Source organism: Plantactinospora sp. B6F1 (genome assembly GCF_040120695.1).
Taxonomy (GTDB): domain Bacteria; phylum Actinomycetota; class Actinomycetes; order Mycobacteriales; family Micromonosporaceae; genus Plantactinospora.
Window position 1 is genome coordinate 314727 of the sequence record NZ_JBEEAC010000002.1, and the last position, 20381, is coordinate 335107.

Below are 20381 nucleotides of genomic sequence, written 5' to 3' on the forward strand. Positions count from 1 at the left end.
ACCGCGCGGTCACCGTCAGCCGAGCGTCGCCAGTTCGCTGATCATGACGTTGGACAGCACCTGCCCGTCCAGCTGCACCTTGCGGAGATACCACTTCTGTTGCGGGGTACGCGGCTGGTTGAACTGCCATGGGCCGCGCGGGCTGTCAATCTGCCCGATCCGGCCGAGCGCCAGGTTCAGCTGCAGCGGGGTGAGCTCCTCGCGGGCGATCCGGATCGCCTTGCCGAGCACCTGCGCGGCGTCGTAGGAGGCCATCGCGTACGTGGTCGGGGTCGAGCCGTGCGCCTTGCGGAAGGCGGAGGCGAACCGGCGATTGGCCGCGTTGTTGAGGTCGGCGGAGTAGTTGAGCGAGGTGACGATGCCCTCCGACTCGCGCGGCCGGAGCTGGTCGAGCACCGTCCCCTCGGTGAGGAAGCCCGGCGCGTAGATCGGCTTGCGGTAGCCGGCCAGATGCAGCTTCTTGAGGAACTCGACCGCCGAGTCGCCGGAGAAGAAGCAGTAGACGGCGTCTGGATCACGGTTGACCAGCGTGGCGATGTGCGGGGCGAACGCGTTCCGGGCCGGCTTGCCGGGGAAGTAGTCGGTCCAGATCACCGGGTCGGCGATCCGGTCGTCGGACTCGCCGAAGCTCTGCCGGAAGCCCTGCACCGCGTCGAGGCCGACGTCGTACTTCGGGCCGATGATCGCCACCCGGCCGTCCGCACCGACCTGCTCCTTGACGTACGGCGCCAGCGCCCGTCCCGGCTCGTCGTTGATGTACGAGGTACGCCAGATGTAGACGACGCTCTGCAACGTCGACGGGGACGCGTTGGAGGCGATCATCGGGATCTTGGCCTCTTCCACGGCGTCCCGCAGGCCGAGCAGGACCGCCGAGTTGACCACTCCGGTGAGCGCCAGCACCCGCTGATCGACGAGCTGCTTCAGGGCGGCCTGCCCGGATTCGGGGGTCTCGCCCTCGTCTGCGATGATCAGGTCGACCGGATGCCCGCCCAGCCGCTGGTCGTTCAGGTCGAGATAGAGCTGGAAGCCCCGCAGCATCTCGTCGCCGATCGGCTTGTAGACGCCGGACTGGGCGACGATCATGCCGATCCGCACCGGCTCGTCGCTGAGCGGCTCCTCGGTCTCCGGGCCGTCCGCCCGACCGCACGCGGCGGCCAGCCCGGTGGCACCGAGCGCGCCGAGCGAGCCCAGCAGCTTGAGAGCTCGTCTGCGGTCCATCTCCGACACGGATCCCTCCCGGAGCGGCGCCGTGGGACGCAGCCCTCCCGGGGGTTCTACCGGGAACGCGATGCTACGTCAATGCCGTCGTCCGATCCTCCAGTCAGCCAATGTAACTCGGCCAGCACGGTTGTCCACCAGTGGGACAGCGGGTCGATCACCCCGAAGTGCTCGCATTCCGGCAGCTCAACGAAGCGCAGAGCGGTGTCGTCGGCCCCGGCGGCGTACCGGCGGCTGGCCGCCACCGGCACCTGCCGGTCCAGGGTGCCGTGCACGATCGAGGTCCGGACCGGGGGCGCCGCCGAGCGGGCGGGATCGGCCGCCGCGTACCGGTCCGGCACGTCCTCGGGACCGCCGCCGAGGAGCGCGGCCACCGCCCCACCGTCCAGATCCAGCCGGTACGCCTCGGCCAGGTCCGAGACCGGCGCCAGGGCGAGTACCCCGCGTACCCGGTCCGGGGCGCGCAGTGCGGCCCAGAGCGCGAGATGCCCACCGGCGGAGTGCCCGAGCAGCACCGGCGGGCCCGGGGCCATCCGCCCGGCCGGCAGCACGGCCTCGACCAGTCCGGTCAGCGCGATGATCCCGGCCGCGACGTCGTCGAAGGTGCCCGGCCAGCCCCCACCCGGCTGCCCCGTCCGGCGGTATTCCAACTGGGCCACCGGGTAGCCCCGGCCGGCCAGGTCCGCCGCGAGCGGGTCGGTGTGCCGGCGGTCGTACTCGGCCCGCCAGAAGCCGCCGTGCACGACCACCACCAGCGGCAGGGCCGGACCGGTGGCGGGCAGCCGCAGGTCGGCGACCTGTTCCGGCCCGGTGCCGTACCGCAGGCAGCGGTCGGGCGGGGGTGCCGGCCGGGTGAGCACCTCCCGCGGATCGGCGGGTAACTCGGCGGAACCGTCTTCGACCATGGTGCCGACCGTACGGTGCGGGCACCGCACACCGTCCCCGGCCGGTGGCCGGCGCGTGTCGGGGAAGGTCGTTGCGGGAAGATGGGGGGCATGACCGACGTGCCACATTCCCAGGAAGACAACGACGACTCGGCTCCGGCGGGCTCGCGCCCCGGCGGCGGCGCCGTACTGGTGGTCGGCCCGGACGGGCGCCCGGTCGGCACGGTGCCGACCGACGGCGATGCTCCCGGCGAGGACCCGTCGCGGTTGATCGAGCAGCCGGCGAAGGTGATGCGGATCGGCAGCATGATCAAGCAGTTGCTGGAGGAGGTCAAGGCCGCACCGCTCGACGACGCCAGCCGGCACCGGCTGCGCGAGATCCACCAGCGGTCGATCGTCGAGCTGGAGGACGGGCTCGCCCCGGAGCTGCGCGAGGAGCTGGAGCGGCTGTCCCTGCCGTTCGGCGAGGAGGCCGCGCCGAGCGAGGCGGAGCTGCGGATCGCCCAGGCCCAACTGGTCGGCTGGCTGGAGGGGCTGTTCCACGGCATCCAGGCGGCGCTGGTCGCCCAGCAGATGGCGGCCCGGATGCAGTTGGAGCAGATGCGTTCCGGTGGGCGCCCGGCGCTGCCGGTCGGTCCCGGCGGCTCGCTTCCGGGGATGCCGGGCGGTCACCCGGGGCAGCCCGGCGAGGGCCACAGCCCCGGCCAGTACCTGTAACTCCGGAGCCGCTCGGGCGGCCTCGGACCCACCGACCCGCTCCCGACCGGGCGGGAAACCCCAGCCCGGTCGGGTCGGGCGTGGTCGGTCAGGCCGGGCCGCCGCTCCGGCCCGTGGCGTCGCGGCCCGGCTCGGCGGCGTCGGGGACGTGAGTCGGATCGGAGTCGCCGGAGGCGTCCGTCGGGTCGGAGTCGAGCAGCGCCTCCAGGTACGCCGCCACCCCGTCCTCCTCGTTGCGCGCCGTCACGTCGTCGGCGATCTCCAGTACGGCCGGATGCGCGTTGGCCACCGCCACCGCCCGACCGACCCAGGTGAGCATCGGTATGTCGTTCGGCATGTCCCCGAAGGCGACCACGTCGGCGGCGTCCACCCCCCGCCCGGTGCAGTACCAGGCCAGCCCGGCCGCCTTGGTCACCCCGGCCGCCGAGATCTCGATCAGCCCGCTGTACGACGAGTGGGTCGCCTCGGCGAGCCCGGCCAGCGCCCCGGCGACCACCTTCACGAAGACGTCCGGGTCCTGCGCCTCGGCCCGGGCCAGCAGCTTCACCGCCGGTACGGCGTGCAGGTCGGCCGGATTCTCGATCGCCCGGATGTTCGGGCGGCCCCGCTCCCATCTCGGCGGATAGTCCATCTCGTGCCGGAACTCGCGGCCGTCGGTCACCTCCACCGCGAAGCTCACCCCGGGCACCTCGGCGCGGAGCCGCTGGACCACCTCGGCGAGCAGGTCGGGAGCGAGCGGATCGGCCCGGAGCACCCGGTCGGCGACCGGGTCGTACACCACGGCGCCGTTGGCGCAGACCGTCGGCAGCGGCTGCCCCAGCTGGTCGTAGACGTGCGGGAGCCAGCGGATCGGGCGGCCGGTCACCAGCACCACTCCGGTGCCCTCGGCGGAGATCCGGGAGATCGCCTCGACGGTACGGGGGCTGACCGTGTGGTCCGCCCGCAGCAGCGTGCCGTCGAGATCCGTGGCCACCAGCCGGGGTAGTCGTCCCATCAACGCGAGAGTAGTCGATCGAGGTAGACCGCTACCCCGTCGTCGTCGTTACGTAGCGTCACCTCGTCGGCGGCCCGGCGTACCGTCGGGTGGGCGTTGGAGACCGCCACCCGGCCCCAGCCGGCCCACTCGAACATCGGCAGGTCGTTCGGCATGTCCCCGAAGACCAGCACCTCGGCCGGGTCGACGCCGAGGGTCTGGGCGACCACCGACAGCCCGGTCGCCTTGTCCACCCCGGGCGGGCAGATCTCGATGAAGCCGAGCCCCGCCTGGGTGATCGAGGCCTGCTCCGCGGGGATGAGCCGGCGGGCCGTTTCGAGCAGGGCGTCGACGTCGTGGTCGGGCGTCCGGGCGAACGCCTTGATCACGTCCCTGGCCAGGCAGTCGACCCGGGTCCGCGCCTCGAACCGGTCCTGGTACGGCCAGGTCGCGTCGAAATCCCCCCAGAGGGGAGCATCCGGGACGTCCAGCGCCTCGACCATCACGGTCAGCGGACCCACCTCGGCCTCCAGCACCCGGAGCAACTCGGCCAGGGCCGGACCGGGCAGCCGCTCGTCGCGGAGGATCACCGGCCCGGCCGGGTCGGTCTGGTCGACGACCCGACCGCCGCCGGCCATCACCAGAAAGTCGGCGGCCCGGATGTCGTTGCGGGTGAGTTCCGCCAGCCTGGGCCCGCGCCCGGTGGCGCCCACCACCGGAATCCCGGCGGCCCGGACCCGGTCCAACACCTCGTGGGTGTACGCCGAGACGGTCTCGTCGGTGCGTACCAGCGTGCCGTCGAGGTCGGTGGCGATCAGCTTCGGCAACCCGGGTCGGGGCATAACTCCTCCTCCACCCCCGCCAACGCGCCAGGCTGGGAGGACTCGCCGGACCTGCTGCTACCGGATCAGCCGGCGGTGACGGGGCAGCAACCGTATCTCACCTTCCGGGGTGGCTCCATGACATTTGTGTGAAGTGCGCTTCACTGGAGGGTTCACTTCGGTTCGAGTACGTCCCGGCCGCCGAGGTAGGGCTGGAGAGCCTTGGGGACCCGTACCGAGCCGTCCGGTTGCTGATGGTTCTCCAGGATCGGCACCAGCCAGCGGGTGGTGGCCAGGGTGCCGTTCAGGGTCGCCGCCGTCTGCGGCCGGCCCTGTTCGTCGCGGTACCGCACGTTCAGCCGGCGGGCCTGGAAGGTGGTGCAGTTCGAGGTCGAGGTGACCTCCCGGTAGCGGCCCTGTGACGGTACCCACGCCTCGCAGTCGTACTTGCGGGCCGCACTGCTGCCCAGGTCGCCCGCTGCCACGTCGATCACCCGGTACGGCAGCTCGACCTTGGCCAGCATCTCCTCCTCCCAGGCCAGCAGCCGGAGGTGCTCGGCGTGCGCCTCCTCCGGGCGGCAGTAGGAGAACATCTCGACCTTGTCGAACTGGTGCACCCGAATGATGCCCCGGGTGTCCCGGCCGTACGAGCCGGCCTCCCGGCGGTAGCAGGACGACCAGCCGGCGTACCGGAGCGGCTCGGCGAGATCCAGGATCTCCCCCGAGTGGTACGCCGCCAGCGGCACCTCGCTGGTGCCGACCAGGAACAGGTCGTCGGCCTCCAGCCGGTAGATCTCGCTGGCGTGCGAGCCGAGGAAACCGGTCCCCTCCATCGCCTCCGGCTTGACCAGCGACGGGGTGATGGTCGGGACGAAGCCGTGTTCCACGGCCTGGGCGACGGCGAGCTGCAGCAGGCCGAGCTGGAGCAGCGCGCCCACCCCGGTCAGGTAGTAGAACCGGCTGCCCGAGGTCTTCGCGCCGCGCTCGACGTCGATCGCCCGCAGCGCCTCCCCCAGCTCCAGATGGTCGCGTGGGTTCTCGATCTCGGGCCGGGTGCCGACCTCGCGGAGTACCACGAAGTCGTCCTCGCCGCCGGCCGGGGTCCCCTCCTCGACCACGTTCGGGATCGCGTACTGCGCCTGGCGCAACGCCGCCTCGGCCTCGCCGACCGCCGCCTCGGCCGCCTTCACCTCGGTGGAGAGTGCCTTGGTCCGGGCGAGCAGCCCGGCCCTCTCCGCCGGGTCGGCCTTCGGCATCCGCTTGCCGAGCTGCTTCTGCTCGGCCCGGAGCGCCTCGAAACGCCCGACCGCCGCCCGCCGCTGCTCGTCGGCCCGGAGCAGGTCGTCCACCGCGGACTCGGACTCGCCACGGGCACGCTGGCTGGCACGTACGGTATCCGGATCGTCGCGGAGCAGACGCAGGTCAATCACGGGAACCGAGCCTACCGGTGCGCGGCGTTGCCGGTGTATCGAGATACGCCCGCCGAATCCGGGCGGTCCGGCGGCTCAGTGCGCGACCTGCCGGTCGATGCGCGACCTGCCGGTCGATGCGCGACCTGCCGGTCGATGCGCGACCTGCCGGTCGATGCGTGAACGGCGGCTCAGTGCGCGAACGGCTTGGTCGGGGCGACCGTCAGGTCGATCGGCGGCTGCCGGTCGTCGTCGTCCTCGTCGGAGACCTCCGCCGCGCCGGCCGCCCGGGGCCGGCGCCACGGCCAGTCGGACTCCTCCGCCGGGACGGGCCCGGCGGGTGCGGCCGGATCGGCGGCGAGTGCCGCATCGACCGCGCCTCGCCTGACGAAACGCCCGGCGAGCAGCAGGGCCAGCCCGAGCCCGCAGGTGCCGACGTACGCCAGCACGAGGCCCTGGCCGTACTCGACGACCAACCCGTCGAGCTGGCCGTACAGCTCCCAGCGGGAGCTGACGGTCTCCAGCGATCCGGTGGTGGCGAGCAGTATCCCGAGCAGCGCCACTACCCCGGCCAGCCCGGCGACCCGGGCGTTGTGGCGTATCCCGGGTGAGCCGAAGAGGACCAGCGCCAGGCAGCCGATTACCCCGACCACTCCGACCAGGTACGCCGTGCCGAACGCCTTCATGTCCGCCACCCCGCTGCCGAGGGTGATCGCGTTCTCGGCGGCCTCGACCGGCATGCTGGTGACCGCCCAGTCGCCGATCAGTGAGGCGAAGACGGCAGCCGCCCCGGCGGCACCGATCACCGGCACCAGTCGACTGTCCCGGCCGAGCCGGTGCAGGGCCAGCCCGGCTCGCCCACCGGTAGCCGGAGGGTCGCCCCACGACACGACGCTGGCACCCTCCCGCGTGGTATCCGTCGCGTCACCCGGGCGTGCGGAGTCCCGGGAGCCGGCCGGTCCGTCCTGGCGGGGGATGGAGACGTCGTCGGGCATGGTCGATCCCTTCCACGGCGGGCTCCTGGATCGATGATGGCACAGCGGTGGCCCGCCGGCGCCGTACGCGGGCCGGGGGTGGTCCGTCTGCCGACCCGGACCGTCGCGGGTGCTCGTTGGCTCGGATCGCCGCAACGCACACTGTGACCCGGATCGTCGCGCGGCCGGGCGCCATGGGCTAGCGTCGGCATTATGCCTATCCGTACCGCATCCGCCCGCTGGCAGGGAAATCTCACCGATGGTTCCGGCACGATCCGCACCGGAAAGGGCGGGTTCCAGGGGAACTACTCGTTCAAGTCCCGCTTCGAGGAGGGCGAGGGCACCAACCCGGAGGAGCTGATCGGTGCGGCGCACGCCGGCTGCTACTCGATGGCGTTCTCCAAGGCCCTCGCCGACGCCGGGTTCACGCCGACCTCGGTCGACACCACCGCGCAGGTGCACCTGGACAAGACCGACGCGGGCATGACCGTCACCCGGATCGACCTCGACACCGTCGGTGAGGTGCCGGGGATCGACGAGACTGAGTTCAACAAGCTCGCCGAGGCGGCCAAGGCAGGTTGCCCGATCTCCCGGCTGCTCTCGCCCGGGGCCGAGATCTCGCTGAAGGCCCGCCTCACCGCCTGATCCTGGCGGCACCCCTCCATCCGTACCGATCGCGGTGGTCAGGGCAGCTCCCGGTACCCGCCGAGCGCAGCACCGTACGCTCTGATCATCGCGATCGCCGACGTCGGCGCCGCGTCCGGGCGCCCGCCGCACCTCCCGTCGGGCGCCGGTCCACCCGCCGGGTGCGGCACAATTGAGCGGTGCCGGTCGAGATGAGCCGCGAGCGTTTCGAGGAACTGGTCGCCGAGGCCCTCGACGAGGTGCCGGAGGAGCTGCTCAACCTGATGAGCAACGTCGTCATCCTGGTGGAGGACGACTCACCGGAGGACGGACCCGAACTCCTCGGTCTCTACGAGGGGCACGCGCTGACCAGCCGGGGCTGGGACTACGCCGGGGTACTGCCCGACCGGATCCTCATCTACCGGCGGCCGATCCTGCGGATCTCTGACAGCGAGGACGACGTCGTCGACGAGGTCGCTATCACCGTCGTGCACGAGATCGCCCACCACTTCGGCATCGACGACGACCGGCTGCACGACCTCGGCTGGGGCTGACCGGCGGCGAGCCGTCCATTCCGACCGCCCTTGGGACCTACCTGCTTGCGGCGGTTGCCTACCCTCGGTCCTCCACCCCTCAGGAGGAACGTGATGCGCAGCGCCCTGTTTTCGGCAGAGAACCTGGAGAAGGAGTCACACCAGCCCGGCATGCGGCTGCAGAACGCCAAGATGCTGAAGATCGAGCTCAACGGTGAGGCGATGGCCCGGGTCGGCTCCATGGTCGCGTACCAGGGGCAGGTGCAGTTCCAGGCGCTGGGCTCGGGCGGGCTCGGCAAGTTTCTCAAGCAGAAGCTGACCGGCGAGGGCGTGCCGCTGATGAAGATCAGCGGTCGGGGCGACGTCTTCCTCGCCGACTACGCGGCGGACGTGCACATCATCGACCTGGAGCCGGGCGACTCGCTGTCGATCAACGGCTCCAGCGTGCTCGCCTTCGACTCCACCCTCCAGTACGACATCAAGATGGTCGGCGGCGCCGGGATGATGTCGTCGTCCGGGCTGTTCAACTGCGTCTTCAGCGGCTACGGCCGGATCGCGATCACCACCAAGGGCGCCCCGGTGGTGCTCAACGTCGACGCGCCGACGTACGTCGACCCGCAGGCCGCGGTGGCCTGGTCGGCGAGCCTGCAGACCGGCTACCACCGGGCCGAGCAGCTCGGCCTCGGCACGCTGCTCGGCCGGCGTACCGGTGAGGCGTTCACGATGAGCTTCGCCGGCCAGGGCTTCGTGATCGTCCAACCCTCCGAGGAACCGCCGATCCAGGGCATGGGCCGCCAGGAACAGGGCGGTGGCGGCGGCGGGCTGCTCAACCAACTGCTGGACTGACCGGCGTCCCGGGGCGTCCGGGCCGGGCGCCCCGGGACGCCGGTCAGGAGAGTTCGCCGGCACGCAGCCGGGCGAGCCAGGCCGCCGCGTCGGCGTAGTCGACGTCGGAGAGCCCGGCCGGCGCCGGGACGGGCCGATCGGCCACCGCCGTGGTCCCGCGATGCCTCGGGTACGACCCCAGGAAGCGCACCTCGGCGCAGATCCGGCGCAGCCCCTGGAGCGCCTCGCCGACCCGGTCGTCGGCGACGTGCCCGGCGCAGTCGAGGAAGAACGCGTAGCGCCCGAGCGCCTCGCCGGTGGGCCGGGACTCGATCCGGGTCAGGTTGACCCCGCGCACCGCCAGCTCCATCAGCACGGCGAGCAGCGCGCCGACCCGGTCGTGCGCGATGTAGACGGCGAGCGAGGTCAGGTCGTCACCGGTCCGGGGCGGCGGCGGTCCCGGCCGGCTGAGCAGCACGAACCGGGTCACCGCGTCGTCATGGTCGGCGATCTTGTCCGCGAGTACGGCGAGCCGCTGCCGGGCGGCGCCGATCGGCGCGCAGATCGCGGCGTCCTGCTGGCCGTCGGTGGCGGCGAGCGCCGCGGCGGCGTTGGAGAGCACGTCCACCACGACCGCGTCGGGCAGGTGCTCCCGGAGCCAGCGGCGGCACTGGGTGGACGCCTGCGGGTGGGCTGCCACGGTGCGCACCTCGGCGAGGCTCCGGCCCGTCGGCGCGGCGAGCACGAACTCGACCGGCAACACCACCTCACGGGTGATCACCAGCGGTTCGCCCTCGACCATCTCGTCCAGGGTCACCGCCACCGCGCCGCCGATGGAGTTCTCCAGCGGCACCAGCGCGGCGTCGGCGTCACCGGCCCGTACCGCGTCCAGCGCCTCCGGGACGCTGCGCGCCGGCGTACGCGTGCCGCGCTCGGCAGCCGGGATGGTCCGCAGCGCCTGCTCGGCGAAGGTCCCCTCGGGCCCCAGGTAGACGAAGTGGGTCGGCGGTGTTCCGGGCATGCCGTCCAGCCTACAAACCACCGAACGGCGGGGGTGCGTCACACACCGCCGTCCGCAGTGCCGGCGGCGCCTCGGCCCGGACCGTGATCGTGCAGACGTCGGTGCCGGCGGTGACCAGCCGCAACTTCCCGGGGCGGCCCCGGGTCACCGCCTGCAACGGCTCCCGGTCGGCCACGGTCACGATGCTGTACTGCCAGTCCTCCAGGCAGAGCGGCCCCGTCCGGTAGGTGACCCGGCCGGACCGGGGCAGGTTCGCGGCGCGGCGCAGCAGCGCGGTCACCTGGTCGCGGCTCGGCGCCCCGGGCGGGCAGGCGACCAGCGCGGTGGGACGGGGCGTCGGCGTTGGCGTCAGGCCCGGGCCGGACGTCGGGGTACCGGTGGGACCGACCGTCGGGGTGGGGGTCGCGCGGGTGGGGGTGGCCCCGGGCTCCTGGAGTTCGGGTGGCACGCCACAACCGGCCAGGCCGAGGAGGCAGCCGGCCAGGGTCAGGCAGCCGAGCAGGGCGCCGACGGCGCGGAGCCGGCCCGCGGCGGGGTCGGGCGACGGGAGACGGAGCACGGCCGGGTCCTCGGGCATAGGTGGCTGCCGTGGGTGGTGTGGCGGATGGTTCCGCCCATGGTAGGGCGTCGCCATGATCGACCACCCGTCAGGTGGCGATCCGGTGCCCGAACTGCCGCAGCGCCGCGAGCGCCTCGACGAGGCGTACCGAGGGGACCAGCAGATAGTCGGTGTCGAACGTCGAGAACGCCACTATATTGACCCGGGCATCGGCCAGCGGGACGACCAGGGAGGCGAGGATCCCGGTCAGGGCCAGGTCGAGCGGACCGGCCACCTGGAGGCAGCGCCACGGGGTCTCGGCGGTGGCGCCGTCCGGGACCCGGTCGACCCGACAGATGATCGACAGTTCGGCGCCGCTGCGGGTCACCGACAGCACGCCGGAGTCCGCCGGAGGGCTCAGCAGGCCGGCCGGCACCGGTGAGCCGGCGGGCAGCCGACACACGGCGTACTCCTCCGGCAGCAGCGCGATGTCCAGCATGAGGAGACCTTACGGGGGGTACGGCAGCGGCCCAACACCGCCGTCCGCCGGGATGGCCCGATCGCGACGCACGTCACGTGCGCGAAGCGCTCGCATCTCCGGTACGCCCCCGACCCTGGGGAACGCGCCCAGACCTCGGAGCCGGGTGCAGACCTCGGCGGAGGAGGAGTGTTCAGACCTCGGAGAAGAAGGTGAGCGAGCCGGCGACCCGGCCGTCGGTGAGGATCGGAGTGGCGATCGCGTCCACGGTGGTGGCGTCCGGCCCCTGGACCTGGGGGGTGCGGACCCGGAGCAGCCCTCGGGCGAGTCGGCCCGAGTGCAGGGCGAGCAGCGGGGGGATCTTCTCGACCTCCTGCTCGATCAGCTCGCCCCGGGCGGCGGTGAAGTCGAGCAGCCGCAGGTCGCTGCCGAGCAGTGGGAGGCCGAGCGCGTCGAGCGGGGTGCCGAGGCCGAGCAGGTGACAGCAGGACGGTGAGACGGCGGCGATGGTGGTTTCCCGGTCGATCAGCAGGCAGGGCTCGGCGGCCGTCGAGACCGACTCGGACCACCGGGCGAGCCCGTCGCGGTGACCTGCCCGGTCGGCGTCGTCGAAGCCGGTGGACCCGTGTCCGAGCGACGAGGTCGTCGGCGTCGGGAACGCCTCCGAGATCGAGAGTTCGACGTGGGCCACCGCGCCTCCTATTTGCCGCACCACGCCCCACGCTAGCCGGTGCCCAGTGGGGCCGCGACCCCCGCGATGCGCCGGCCGGTTGGGCCATCCCGCAGCCCCCGCCCGGTACGGCACACGCCCCGCGTCGCTGGGGCGGCGACGGGGCGCCGCCCGGCGGGTGGCGTCGGCGGTGACGCTACCGGCGACCGGCGTGCTTGTCAGCCGCCGTTCGGCCGTCCTCGTACCACCGGTAGTCGGCCGCCGAACGGTACGGGGCGTTCAACCAGGTGGAGGGGGACTGGGCGACCCGGGACAGCTTCTCCGCGGTGGCGGCGCTGATCCGGTTGCCGCCCGCGACGAGCAGCCGGTCGAGTTCCCGATGGGTCGCCACCAGGCACTCGTTGGGCAGTCCGTACACGCTGATCACGCCGGAGCCGACGAAGGTCAGCACCGGGGTGACCGGAATGGTCAGGCCGACCGCGTTGGAGAGCGCCTTGGCGGCCCGCTTCGCGTCCCGCCGCGCCTCCGACACGTACGCCGGCCGCTTGCCGTTGATCTGCACGACGTCCCCGGCGATCAGGACTCGGGACCGGCCGTGGTCGGCCACGGTGACCGCGAAGAGCCCGCTGGGGCCGATCGCCAGGAAGCCCGCACGCTCGTCCCGGGACCGGTAGTCCAGGTCGAGCATGCTCGTCTCGGTCAACTCGGTCCGCGGCCAGTCGACCACGTGCCACGATGGACCGAGGTGGTCGAGCCGGCTCAGTGCTCGGGCCCCGGCCGCCTCGATCCGGCGGGCGTCCCGCTCCGCGCGGCGCCGACGGGCCCAGTCCAGCGGCGTCGGCCGGACGGCCTCCAGCGGGGGAAGTTGGTTGACGGGTGCGGGAGGGAGGGCCCGCGCGGCGGGAACCGCTGAGCGTGCAGAAAAGACAGTCATCGTGACCTCCGGCAAAAGGTCCCTCGAAGTTATCTCCTCACTACGGTACGTGGCCAGACCTAGGGAGCGGCAAGTCGAAGCGCCGGAGTGAGTGTGGATGAATGCCCCATTCATCCGAAGCCCTTTTTCCCAGATGGTGCCAATCGCTGCCCTACGCTGCGAGGATGACCCACTTCGTGGACAGCGAGTGCGGGCGTCTCGGCACTGTACTTCTGCACCGTCCGGGACCTGAACTCGCCCGACTCACGCCCCGGAACAACGACTCGCTGCTCTTCGACGCGATCCCCTGGGTCGGCCGGGCCCAGGAGGAGCACGACGCCTTCGCCGCCGCGCTGCGCGAGCGCGGCGTCGAGGTGCTCTACATCGGAACCCTACTCGCCGAGACACTGGCCCTGCCGGACGCGCGGTCCGAGCTGACCGAGCGGGTGCTCGCCGACGCCCGACTGGGTGACACGCTGCGCCGACGGGTGGCGGAGCATCTCTCGTACCTCGATCCGGCCGGGCTGGCCGGAGTCCTGATCGCCGGTCTCGCCCACCAGGAGCTGCGACTCGGTGGCGACCGGGGCGGCGGCCTGGTCTACCGCCTGATGGACCGGCTGGACTTCGTGATCGACCCGCTGCCGAACCTGCTCTTCGCCCGGGACTCGTCCACCTGGATCGGCGACCACGTCGCGGTGACCAGCCTGGCCATGCCGGCCCGGCGCAGGGAGACCAGCCTGACCGACGCGATCTACCGGCACCACCCCCGGTTCGCCGGTACGCGATTCGTGTACGACCCCGGCCTGGAGCACCTGGAGGGCGGTGACGTCCTGCTGCTCGCCCCCGGGGTGCTGGCGGTCGGGGTCGGCGAGCGCACCACCCCGGCCGGGGCGGAGCGGCTGGCCCGCCGGGTCTTCGAGGCGCGCCTGGCGCACACCATCCTGGTGGTGCCGATCGCCCAGGAGCGCGCCACCATGCACCTGGACACCATCTGCACGATGGTCGACGTCGACGCGGTACTCATGTATCCGAACATCGCGGACACGCTCTCGGCGTACACGGTGGTGGCCGGCGCCGACGGCGACATCCAGCTCGACGGGCCGGCGCCGTTCCTGCGGGCGGCGGCCGACGCGATGGACCTGGACAGGCTCCGGGTGATCGACACCGGCCTGGACCCGGTGACAGCGGAACGCGAGCAGTGGGACGACGGCAACAACACCCTGGCGCTCGCCCCCCGGCTCTGCGTCGCGTACGAGCGGAACGTGGAGACCAACGCCCAACTGGAACGGGCCGGCATCGAGGTGATCCGGATCGCCAGTTCCGAACTCGGCTCGGGCCGGGGCGGCCCGCGCTGCATGTCCTGCCCGCTGGTCCGGGAGCCGCTGCGCCCGGGAGCGCCGCCCAGTTGAGGACGCGGACTCGCCCCGGTCGCCGAGGGGAGGGCGGCGGACCGGGGCGAGTCGCCTCGGGTGATGAGGCGGGTCAGCGGCGGCGCGGTACCCAGTGGAGGATCTGGGAGACGATCAGCGCGGGGTGCCGGTCGGGCAGTACCTCAAGTGCGCGGGCGAGGTGGGCGCCGAGGTACATCAGCAGCCCGACCCGGTCGCCCGCGAAGCCGACCAGCAGGGACAGGCGTGCCTGCGGACACGGCCAGGGGTGCTCACACTCGGGGCAGTCGTAGGTCTCGGTCGGGAAGTGCCCGTCGACCTGCCGCTCGCGTCTGCGGCGTCGGGCGGCGAACCGCTCCCAGCGTGCCGGTGGCCCGATCACCGGTCACGCCCGTACACCGTGCCGGGCGCGGTGCCCCTGCCCGGGGGTGAGGGCTCCGGGGCGGCCGTTGCCCAGGTGTGCGCGGGTGGGCGCGTCCCAGCCGGGTCGATGGGTGGGCGTGTCCCAGCCGGGTCGACGGTTGGTCGCCCGGGGCCGGGTCGGTGCGGGCGGCGCATCCAGGGTCAGGGCCCGGACAGGTGGGGCCGGTGGCCGGTAGGGTGCCGGCAGCACCCCGGCCGGCTCCGGGCAGCGCCATCGCTGGCCGCATCGGCAGTACCGCCAGAGGCGCCACCATGCGCGGCGGTGTCGGGGCTCGACCCTGCGGGCGTGTCTCATCTGATTGCTCCCGTCGGCGAGATGCGGACAGGGGCGGCACCGGCCCGGACACCGGCACCGCCCCCGTGGGCGCTTCGCCCGGATGGAAGGTCACGGGGGCCGGGCAAAAGCGCTTGCCCTCCACCCTGGACTCTTGACACGTAGTAGTGGAAGATGTGCAGTCAGCAATATAGATGTCTGTAGCATTCCCCTCCGCATGCGGGAGTAGTACGTGAACGAACTCCGGGAAGTCCTCAGAAGACATCGAGTCGGGCGCCGCATGACACAGGCGCAACTCGGCCGGGCGGTCAAGGTGAGCGCGTCACTGATCGCCGCGATCGAACAGGGCCGGCTCATTCCCCAACCCGAGACCGCCGCCCGGTTGGACCGGTTCTTCGACTGCGAGGACGAGATCCAGGAGGCCGCCGTCCTGGCCCGGCAGGATGCCCGGCCGCCGTGGCTGCGCCCCTGGACCGAACACGAGGAACGAGCCACCCTGCTCCGCTGGTGGGAGCCGCTCCTCCTGCCGGGCCTGCTCCAGACCGAGGAGTACGCCCGTGCCGTCCTGTACGGCGGGTGGTTGTCGGACGAGGTGGTGAATAGTGCCATCCAGGTCCGGCGGGACCGGCTCGCCGCTACCATCGACCGCCCCAAGCCTCCGACGCTGTCGGCCGTCATCAGTGAATTCGCGCTGGCCTTCGGGCCGCCCGAACTCCGCCGTGAGCAACTGAAACACCTGCTGGAGCTCAGCCAGCGACCGAAGATCCAGGTTCTCGTGGTGCCCCGGTCCGCCGGCCTACATGCCGGCCGACAGGGCGCTTTCGTGCTGGCGACGCTTCCTGGCAACCGGCGGGCCGGCTACGTGGATGACCAACTCCAAGGTCGGGTGGTGACGGACGGGGGAGATCTCGACCAGTTGGAAGTATCGTGGGAGATTGTCAGCGGGCTGGCCCTACCGGTGCAGCCGTCAAGGGACCTTCTCCAGAGAGCGATTGACGATGACGAGTGACGTGGCGCCCCGGTGGCGCAAGAGCACCCGCAGTGGCTCCAACCAGGGTGCCTGCGTCGAGGTGGCCGACAATCTGCCCGGCCGGGTGCTGGTCCGGGACACCAAGGACCGCGACGGTGGCACGCTGGCCTTCGGGCCGGCGGGCTGGCAGGCCTTCGTCGACCTGGCGAAGCGGATCGGCCCGGTCGGCTGACCGTCCCTTCACGACAGACGACCCCCGGCGGCACAGCCCGGGGGCGTCTTGTCTCCTGTCCGCCGGTCGAGCTGAGGTCAGCGGGCGCCGGCGGCCAGGAACGGTCAGCGTGTGCCGGCGGCCAGGAACATGGGGATCGCGACCAGCAGCCGACCGCTGCTGGCACGTCGGGCCTGCTCGTCAGTCCACGCTTCGGCCTCGTCGGCGCTGACCGCACCGGTCTGCCGGGCGGCGTCGGCGTGGGCGGCGACCATCGGCAGCATCGCGGCATCGGTGAAGATCATGGTGTGTACCTCCAGTTCGACGTTGCGGAAGCCGTGGTCGAGCAGCAGGTTGCGGTAGGCGCGGGCGATGCGCGGGTGTGGGACGGTGTCTGCGCGGGCGTGCACGATCCGGCGGGTCAGGTCCGACTGGTCCGAGTCGACGACAATCGTGTCCCAGTCCTGGCCGAGCAGCACGATGCGGCCGCCGGGAGCGAGGACCCGGCGGGCCTCGGCCAGCGCGGCGGCGGGTTCGGGCAGCACGTGGTACACCTTGTCGGCCCGGTAGCCGTGCGCCTGCCCGTCGTCCAGGGGCAGTTCGGCGGCGTCGGCGGCGCGCACGTCGAGGTCGGGGAAGCGGTTGCGGGCGGCGGCCAGCATCGCCGGATCGAGATCCACTCCGATGGCGCGGGCGCCGCGCACGGCGAGTTCGGCGACGGCGCGGCCGGCACCGCAGCCGACATCGATCACTGTCGCGCCGGAAAGCGGGCGCAGCAACTGGTAACTGCGTGCGCGTAGCGTGACGGCATCGGGCATGGTTTCGGCGGCATCGAGCATCCGGATGAGCTTTTCGCTGTCCGTGTAGGCAGTGTGCGTGTCGGGCATGCGCCCGAGTGTGCGACTTCAGGTGAACCTGAAGTCAAACAGTGGTCTCGTCAAGGTGACTCTGAGTCGGTGGAATGGTCGATGGAGTACTCGATCGGTGAACTGGCCGCCCGCTTCGGTCTGGCCACGCACGTGTTGCGGCACTGGGAGGACGTGGGTCTGCTCTCGCCGGCGCGGCGGGTGGCGGGCCGGCGGGCCTACGACGCGACGCACGTGACCCGGGTGGCGGAGATTCTGCTGTGTAAGGAGGCCGGGTTCAGCCTGGAGCAGTTGCGGGGGCTGTTCAGCGCTCCGGACCGGGAGCGGCGACGAGACCTGCTGCGCGGCCAGTTGGCCCAGGTGCGGGAGCGGATCGCCCGGCTCACGCTGTCGCAGACGCTGCTGGAGCACGGCCTGCGCTGCCAGCACCCGGACTACCAGGCGTGCCCGCAGTTCCAGGCGATGATACTGGCACGGCTGGACGGGGTCGCCCTGGACGATGCTCTCGACCACCCATGACAGCCCTGGTCGTGGATGCTGCCGTACCGGTCTGTCGACACATGCTGACGCACCACGAGCCCCGTCGACCCGCTCTGGTGTGGTCCAAGATTCTTGACGAGTTGTGGCGCGTGTCGAACCACAACTCGCCAAGAATCTTGATATGCCCGGGGTCAGCGCAGGGTGAGTTGGCGGCCGAGCAGGCCCTGCTTGGCGCGGCGGCCGGCGGCGTCCAGCGGGGCCGGGTCGGCCAGGGCGGCGGCGTACCGCTTCGCGACGTCCGCCAGCGGACCTTCCCAGGACTCCGGCGCGGCGTCCCGGGGAATGTCCCAGACCGGTACCAGCCGGCCGTGCGCCCGGAACATGCCGGCGAACCGGGTCTGCGGGCCGAGCGGCAGCTCACCGGCGGCGGAGAGCCGGGAGAGCGCGTCCAGCGCCGCGTCCTCGTCGTCGGGCAGCACCCAGCGGACATGGCTCTTGCCGGTGACCTGGCACCAGTACGCGGCCGGCGCGGCGGCCAGCCGGACCGTCGGGTAGATCGAGGCGTTGGCCCGCTCCAGCGACGCCTTGACGTTGGGGTCGTCGCCCGCCCCCGGGTCGAGCCAGAAATCGAACCCGTCGTGCATGGTGATGTCGAGCGGCCCGTCGACCAGCACGTCCGGCAGCCGGGGACCCTCGCCGGGCAGCGCCGGCACCGAGACCGTGCCACCCGGCTCGGTACGCAGCGCGCAGAGCAGCGCCTCGGCAAGGTCCCGGGAGACGTCGCCGGACTGCACGTGCCGCTGGAGACCGATCATGATCCGGCCGTCCGGCTTGGTGATCGCGGGCGTGGCCATCGGCAGCACGGTGGCCAGGGTGACCGGCCGGTCCCCGAACTCCTCCACCAGGTGCGGCGCGAGGGTCAGCGGAGCGGAGGCCGCCGGCACCAGCTCACGCAGCGCGATCCACTCCACCTCGTCGGTCAGCTCCTCGAAGGGACGGGGCACGAAGACGTCCCGTACCTTCTGTCGCTTTCCGTTCTGGTTTTCCCCGCTGGTGGAGTTGCTGCCGTCCGCTGCGGCGGACCGGGAACTCTTTCGACGCTTGCCCACGGCGAGACAGCCTAGGCGCAACCGGCCGGGCGCGGGCACCCGGCTAGGCGCAACCGGCCGGGCGCGGACACCCGGCGGCACCCTGGCGTCGGCGACGGCCGTTCAGCCGACGGCGACCGAATGCCGGACCGGTTGTACCAGCCGGGCCCAGACGCTCTGCCCCAGCCCGTCCCGCTCGACTCCCCAGTCGGCGGCGAGCGTGGCGACCAGGAGGAGCCCTCGGCCGTCCGTCGCGTCCGGCCCGACCTGGCGGACCCGGGGCGGGCCGGTGGAGCCGCCGTCGGTCACCCGGATCTCCAGGGTGTTCGCGGTCGGGCTGGTACGCAGCAGCCAGGTCAGCCGGATCATCCCGCCGGGCAGCGGCGCGGCGTGCCGTACGGCGTTGCCGAGCAGTTCGGCCGCCACCATCTCGGCGTCGCCGAGCAGGTCCGCCGGCACCGCACCGTCGAGTTCCGCACCGAGCCGGTGCCGGGCGGTACGGGCGCCCTGGGCGTGCTGCGGCACCAAAAGGCACCACGACCGTTCGGTCGAGACGCTCGACACTGCAGGTGCCTCCTCGACGGACCACCGGGGCACGGCGCCACCGGGCGACCTTGGTTCAGCCGCGGGGCAGCCGCACCTCTGCGACCGTACCGCCACCGTCGCGCGGGCGGAGGGAAACCCAGCCATTCTGCCGCTCGACGATCCGGCGCACGAGGTAGAGGCCCAGGCCGGCGCCGGGATAGCGGCGTCGGTCGCCGGACTCCCCCTGCCAAAAACGTTCGAATGCGCGTTCGACATGCTCCGGACGTACCCCGATTCCCCGGTCGCTCACCCTGAACGCCACCGTCCGCCGGTCGGCCTCCGCGGTCAGCAGCACCGGCGCGCTGTCCGGCGAGTACTTGCCGGCGTTGGTGACGAGTTCGGTGAGTACCGTCGCCAGGATGGCCCGGTCGCCGAGTGCCTTCGGCAGGTTCTCCGGAAGCTGGATCACCAGCCGGTGACGCAGCTCGGCGGGAAGGTCGGCGGCGGCGGTCCGGAGCGTGTCGAGCAGGTCGAACGGGACCGGCGGGGAGCTGCCGACCGGGTTCGCCTCGTTGGTGGTGGCGAGCAGTCGATCCACCAGTCGGGCCAGCTCACCGGCGCGTTGGCCGATCACCCCGGCCGCCTGCCGCCGGTCAGAGTCGGAGAGCGACTCCCAGTGCGTGCCGAGCGTGTCGGCGTAGCCCTTGATGACCGTGACCGGGGTACGAAGCTCGTGGCTGGTCACCGCCACGAAGAGGTCCCGGTCGTGGTCCCGGATGTGCTGGTCGCTGCTGTCCCGGAAGGTGACCACCCGGGAGGCGGCGGTGCCCGGCAGGTCCCCAGAAGTGATCTTCAGCCAGCGTCCGTCCGGCAGTCGATGGTCGAGTACCTGCCCCGGCGGCGGCACCGGAAACGGCAGCGGCCGGTCGAGCAGTTCGGCGGCGCACAGCCCGGTGACCTTCTCGGCGGCCGGGTTCCAGAGCTGTACGGTGGCGTCCCGGGTGACGATCGCCAGGCCGTCGGCGAGGGCCGCCACCACCGCGCCGTCGCCGTGCACCGGCAGGCCGGCCTGGTCGCCGTACATGTGCGCGACCGTGGCGGCCAGGTAGCCGAGCACGGAACGGTGTTCGGGGTCGTCGGGGCGCTCGGCCTCCGGGTAGAGCGCGTACAGGTTGCCGATCGTCAATCCGCCGATCTCGACCCGCGCGGCGAGCAGGTGGCGCAGGCCGCGCTCGTCCAGCTCCTCGGCCAGGTCCGCCGGAAGGACATCCACGCTCACCGCGCGTACCCCCGGACCGCAGACCAGATCGTCGGCCGGCTGCTCGATGGTCGGGACCGGTCGGCCTACCGCCCAACCCAGCTCACCGTTGCCGGAGACCACCCGCCCGCCGTTCGGGCCGAACTCGACGAAGGCGACGCCGGGCGCGCGGAGCGCCCGCGCGGCGACCTGCAACAGCCGGTTGAGCACGGGAAGCCCCACCTCGCCCGCGTTCAGCATCTCCATCACCTCGGCATGGCCGGCGATGAGGCAGGGGTAATCGGGGCGTTCCGGCATTCC

At 72.2% G+C, this 20381-nt stretch carries 25 protein-coding genes; 8 read left to right on the forward strand and 17 right to left on the reverse strand.

Going from position 1 to position 20381, the window contains the following annotated elements; translation table 11 throughout:
* Window positions 1–15: 15 nt before the first annotated feature.
* Both ABNF97_RS04555 and ABNF97_RS04560 read right to left on the reverse strand, forming a co-directional pair.
* The gene (locus tag ABNF97_RS04555; RefSeq protein WP_349337743.1) at window positions 16–1227 is read right to left on the reverse strand and encodes an ABC transporter substrate-binding protein; all 1212 of its coding nucleotides are present in this window, start codon (window positions 1225–1227) and stop codon (window positions 16–18) included.
* A gap of 47 nt (window positions 1228–1274) precedes the next feature.
* A complete protein-coding gene (locus ABNF97_RS04560) occupies window positions 1275–2123 on the reverse strand; it encodes an alpha/beta hydrolase family protein (RefSeq protein WP_349337744.1) in 849 nt (282 codons plus the stop codon).
* An 81-nt stretch (window positions 2124–2204) separates the two neighbouring features.
* On the opposite strand from ABNF97_RS04560, the gene ABNF97_RS04565 reads away from it, so the two are divergent.
* Entirely contained in the window at window positions 2205–2819 is a 615-nt protein-coding gene (locus tag ABNF97_RS04565; protein ID WP_486484522.1) for a bacterial proteasome activator family protein, read from the forward strand.
* A gap of 88 nt (window positions 2820–2907) precedes the next feature.
* On the opposite strand, the gene ABNF97_RS04570 is transcribed toward ABNF97_RS04565, so the two are convergent.
* The 4 genes from ABNF97_RS04570 to ABNF97_RS04585 form a co-directional block, all read right to left on the reverse strand.
* Window positions 2908–3813: an HAD family hydrolase gene (locus tag ABNF97_RS04570; protein ID WP_349337745.1), complete on the reverse strand. Its 906-nt coding sequence runs from the start codon at window positions 3811–3813 to the stop codon at window positions 2908–2910.
* A complete protein-coding gene (locus tag ABNF97_RS04575; RefSeq protein ID WP_130461329.1) occupies window positions 3813–4634 on the reverse strand; it encodes a Cof-type HAD-IIB family hydrolase in 822 nt (273 codons plus the stop codon). The genes ABNF97_RS04570 and ABNF97_RS04575 overlap by 1 nt, the downstream gene beginning before the upstream one ends.
* A gap of 152 nt (window positions 4635–4786) precedes the next feature.
* On the reverse strand, window positions 4787–6043 hold the full coding sequence (gene serS / locus ABNF97_RS04580; protein ID WP_349337746.1) for a serine--tRNA ligase: 1257 nt from the start codon (window positions 6041–6043) through the stop codon (window positions 4787–4789).
* A 170-nt stretch (window positions 6044–6213) separates the two neighbouring features.
* Window positions 6214–7017, reverse strand: a complete 804-nt coding sequence (locus tag ABNF97_RS04585) for a hypothetical protein (protein ID WP_349337747.1) — start codon at window positions 7015–7017, stop codon at window positions 6214–6216.
* 192 nt (window positions 7018–7209) lie between these two features.
* Here ABNF97_RS04585 and ABNF97_RS04590 point away from each other — a divergent pair, with 192 nt between their 5' ends.
* The 3 genes from ABNF97_RS04590 (at window position 7210) to ABNF97_RS04600 (ending at window position 8999) form a co-directional block, all read left to right on the forward strand.
* Complete coding sequence (locus ABNF97_RS04590; RefSeq protein WP_130461332.1) at window positions 7210–7641, forward strand: OsmC family peroxiredoxin; 432 nt, start codon at window positions 7210–7212, stop codon at window positions 7639–7641.
* A gap of 191 nt (window positions 7642–7832) precedes the next feature.
* A complete protein-coding gene (locus ABNF97_RS04595) occupies window positions 7833–8174 on the forward strand; it encodes a metallopeptidase family protein (protein WP_130461333.1) in 342 nt (113 codons plus the stop codon).
* Window positions 8175–8267: 93 nt separating this feature from the next.
* Window positions 8268–8999 (forward strand): AIM24 family protein, encoded by a 732-nt coding sequence (locus tag ABNF97_RS04600; RefSeq protein ID WP_130461334.1) that lies wholly within the window; start codon window positions 8268–8270, stop codon window positions 8997–8999.
* Window positions 9000–9042: 43 nt separating this feature from the next.
* Here the strand turns inward: ABNF97_RS04600 and pheA are convergent, their stop codons facing one another.
* The 5 genes from pheA to ABNF97_RS04625 all read right to left on the reverse strand — a co-directional run bounded on the left by pheA (window position 9043) and on the right by ABNF97_RS04625 (window position 12619).
* Entirely contained in the window at window positions 9043–9999 is a 957-nt protein-coding gene (gene pheA / locus ABNF97_RS04605; protein WP_130461335.1) for a prephenate dehydratase, read from the reverse strand.
* A gap of 10 nt (window positions 10000–10009) precedes the next feature.
* Entirely contained in the window at window positions 10010–10558 is a 549-nt protein-coding gene (locus tag ABNF97_RS04610) for a hypothetical protein (protein ID WP_349337748.1), read from the reverse strand.
* A gap of 88 nt (window positions 10559–10646) precedes the next feature.
* Window positions 10647–11036: an ACT domain-containing protein gene (locus tag ABNF97_RS04615; protein ID WP_130461336.1), complete on the reverse strand. Its 390-nt coding sequence runs from the start codon at window positions 11034–11036 to the stop codon at window positions 10647–10649.
* A gap of 172 nt (window positions 11037–11208) precedes the next feature.
* Window positions 11209–11706 carry a hypothetical protein gene (locus ABNF97_RS04620; RefSeq protein WP_349337749.1) on the reverse strand — a complete coding sequence of 166 codons (498 nt, stop codon included), beginning with the start codon at window positions 11704–11706 and terminating at the stop codon, window positions 11209–11211.
* Window positions 11707–11881: 175 nt separating this feature from the next.
* Window positions 11882–12619, reverse strand: coding sequence for a hypothetical protein (locus ABNF97_RS04625; RefSeq protein ID WP_130461338.1), 738 nt, complete (start codon window positions 12617–12619; stop codon window positions 11882–11884).
* 164 nt (window positions 12620–12783) lie between these two features.
* Here ABNF97_RS04625 and ABNF97_RS04630 point away from each other — a divergent pair, with 164 nt between their 5' ends.
* Window positions 12784–14007, forward strand: a complete 1224-nt coding sequence (locus tag ABNF97_RS04630) for an arginine deiminase (RefSeq protein ID WP_130461339.1) — start codon at window positions 12784–12786, stop codon at window positions 14005–14007.
* Window positions 14008–14080: 73 nt separating this feature from the next.
* Here the strand turns inward: ABNF97_RS04630 and ABNF97_RS04635 are convergent, their stop codons facing one another.
* The gene (locus ABNF97_RS04635; protein ID WP_130461340.1) at window positions 14081–14368 is read right to left on the reverse strand and encodes a flavin reductase; all 288 of its coding nucleotides are present in this window, start codon (window positions 14366–14368) and stop codon (window positions 14081–14083) included.
* A gap of 3 nt (window positions 14369–14371) precedes the next feature.
* Window positions 14372–14704 carry a hypothetical protein gene (locus ABNF97_RS04640; RefSeq protein WP_130461341.1) on the reverse strand — a complete coding sequence of 111 codons (333 nt, stop codon included), beginning with the start codon at window positions 14702–14704 and terminating at the stop codon, window positions 14372–14374.
* 211 nt (window positions 14705–14915) lie between these two features.
* On the opposite strand from ABNF97_RS04640, the gene ABNF97_RS04645 reads away from it, so the two are divergent.
* On the forward strand, window positions 14916–15692 hold the full coding sequence (locus ABNF97_RS04645) for a helix-turn-helix domain-containing protein (protein WP_349337750.1): 777 nt from the start codon (window positions 14916–14918) through the stop codon (window positions 15690–15692).
* Window positions 15682–15885 (forward strand): DUF397 domain-containing protein, encoded by a 204-nt coding sequence (locus tag ABNF97_RS04650; RefSeq protein WP_349337751.1) that lies wholly within the window; start codon window positions 15682–15684, stop codon window positions 15883–15885. The genes ABNF97_RS04645 and ABNF97_RS04650 overlap by 11 nt, the downstream gene beginning before the upstream one ends.
* 104 nt (window positions 15886–15989) lie before the next feature.
* On the opposite strand, the gene ABNF97_RS04655 is transcribed toward ABNF97_RS04650, so the two are convergent.
* A complete protein-coding gene (locus ABNF97_RS04655; protein WP_349337752.1) occupies window positions 15990–16751 on the reverse strand; it encodes a methyltransferase domain-containing protein in 762 nt (253 codons plus the stop codon).
* Window positions 16752–16832: 81 nt separating this feature from the next.
* On the opposite strand from ABNF97_RS04655, the gene ABNF97_RS04660 reads away from it, so the two are divergent.
* Window positions 16833–17249, forward strand: coding sequence for a MerR family transcriptional regulator (locus tag ABNF97_RS04660; RefSeq protein WP_349337753.1), 417 nt, complete (start codon window positions 16833–16835; stop codon window positions 17247–17249).
* 152 nt (window positions 17250–17401) lie between these two features.
* Here the strand turns inward: ABNF97_RS04660 and ABNF97_RS04665 are convergent, their stop codons facing one another.
* The 3 genes from ABNF97_RS04665 to ABNF97_RS04675 all read right to left on the reverse strand — a co-directional run bounded on the left by ABNF97_RS04665 (window position 17402) and on the right by ABNF97_RS04675 (window position 20378).
* Window positions 17402–18319 carry a DUF5926 family protein gene (locus ABNF97_RS04665; protein ID WP_502930441.1) on the reverse strand — a complete coding sequence of 306 codons (918 nt, stop codon included), beginning with the start codon at window positions 18317–18319 and terminating at the stop codon, window positions 17402–17404.
* 102 nt (window positions 18320–18421) lie between these two features.
* Window positions 18422–18823 (reverse strand): ATP-binding protein, encoded by a 402-nt coding sequence (locus ABNF97_RS04670; protein WP_349337754.1) that lies wholly within the window; start codon window positions 18821–18823, stop codon window positions 18422–18424.
* Window positions 18824–18917: 94 nt separating this feature from the next.
* Entirely contained in the window at window positions 18918–20378 is a 1461-nt protein-coding gene (locus tag ABNF97_RS04675) for a sensor histidine kinase (protein ID WP_349337755.1), read from the reverse strand.
* Window positions 20379–20381 lie beyond the last annotated feature (3 nt).

What these genes read in the sequence shown, in the direction of transcription:
- ABNF97_RS04630 (WP_130461339.1), top strand. Translation starts at nt 12,784, where the DNA reads ATGACCCACTTCGTGGACAGCGAGTGCGGGCGTCTCGGCACTGTACTT.
- ABNF97_RS04650 (WP_349337751.1), top strand. Translation starts at nt 15,682, where the DNA reads ATGACGAGTGACGTGGCGCCCCGGTGGCGCAAGAGCACCCGCAGTGGC.
- ABNF97_RS04660 (WP_349337753.1), top strand. Translation starts at nt 16,833, where the DNA reads ATGGAGTACTCGATCGGTGAACTGGCCGCCCGCTTCGGTCTGGCCACG.
- ABNF97_RS04590 (WP_130461332.1), top strand. Translation starts at nt 7,210, where the DNA reads ATGCCTATCCGTACCGCATCCGCCCGCTGGCAGGGAAATCTCACCGAT.
- ABNF97_RS04675 (WP_349337755.1), bottom strand. Translation starts at nt 20,378, where the DNA reads ATGCCGGAACGCCCCGATTACCCCTGCCTCATCGCCGGCCATGCCGAG.
- ABNF97_RS04615 (WP_130461336.1), bottom strand. Translation starts at nt 11,036, where the DNA reads ATGCTGGACATCGCGCTGCTGCCGGAGGAGTACGCCGTGTGTCGGCTG.
- ABNF97_RS04625 (WP_130461338.1), bottom strand. Translation starts at nt 12,619, where the DNA reads ATGACTGTCTTTTCTGCACGCTCAGCGGTTCCCGCCGCGCGGGCCCTC.
- ABNF97_RS04585 (WP_349337747.1), bottom strand. Translation starts at nt 7,017, where the DNA reads ATGCCCGACGACGTCTCCATCCCCCGCCAGGACGGACCGGCCGGCTCC.
- pheA (WP_130461335.1), bottom strand. Translation starts at nt 9,999, where the DNA reads ATGCCCGGAACACCGCCGACCCACTTCGTCTACCTGGGGCCCGAGGGG.
- ABNF97_RS04640 (WP_130461341.1), bottom strand. Translation starts at nt 14,704, where the DNA reads ATGAGACACGCCCGCAGGGTCGAGCCCCGACACCGCCGCGCATGGTGG.
- ABNF97_RS04600 (WP_130461334.1), top strand. Translation starts at nt 8,268, where the DNA reads ATGCGCAGCGCCCTGTTTTCGGCAGAGAACCTGGAGAAGGAGTCACAC.
- ABNF97_RS04575 (WP_130461329.1), bottom strand. Translation starts at nt 4,634, where the DNA reads ATGCCCCGACCCGGGTTGCCGAAGCTGATCGCCACCGACCTCGACGGC.
- ABNF97_RS04560 (WP_349337744.1), bottom strand. Translation starts at nt 2,123, where the DNA reads ATGGTCGAAGACGGTTCCGCCGAGTTACCCGCCGATCCGCGGGAGGTG.
- ABNF97_RS04655 (WP_349337752.1), bottom strand. Translation starts at nt 16,751, where the DNA reads ATGCCCGACACGCACACTGCCTACACGGACAGCGAAAAGCTCATCCGG.
- ABNF97_RS04595 (WP_130461333.1), top strand. Translation starts at nt 7,833, where the DNA reads ATGAGCCGCGAGCGTTTCGAGGAACTGGTCGCCGAGGCCCTCGACGAG.
- ABNF97_RS04570 (WP_349337745.1), bottom strand. Translation starts at nt 3,813, where the DNA reads ATGGGACGACTACCCCGGCTGGTGGCCACGGATCTCGACGGCACGCTG.
- ABNF97_RS04565 (WP_486484522.1), top strand. Translation starts at nt 2,205, where the DNA reads ATGGGGGGCATGACCGACGTGCCACATTCCCAGGAAGACAACGACGAC.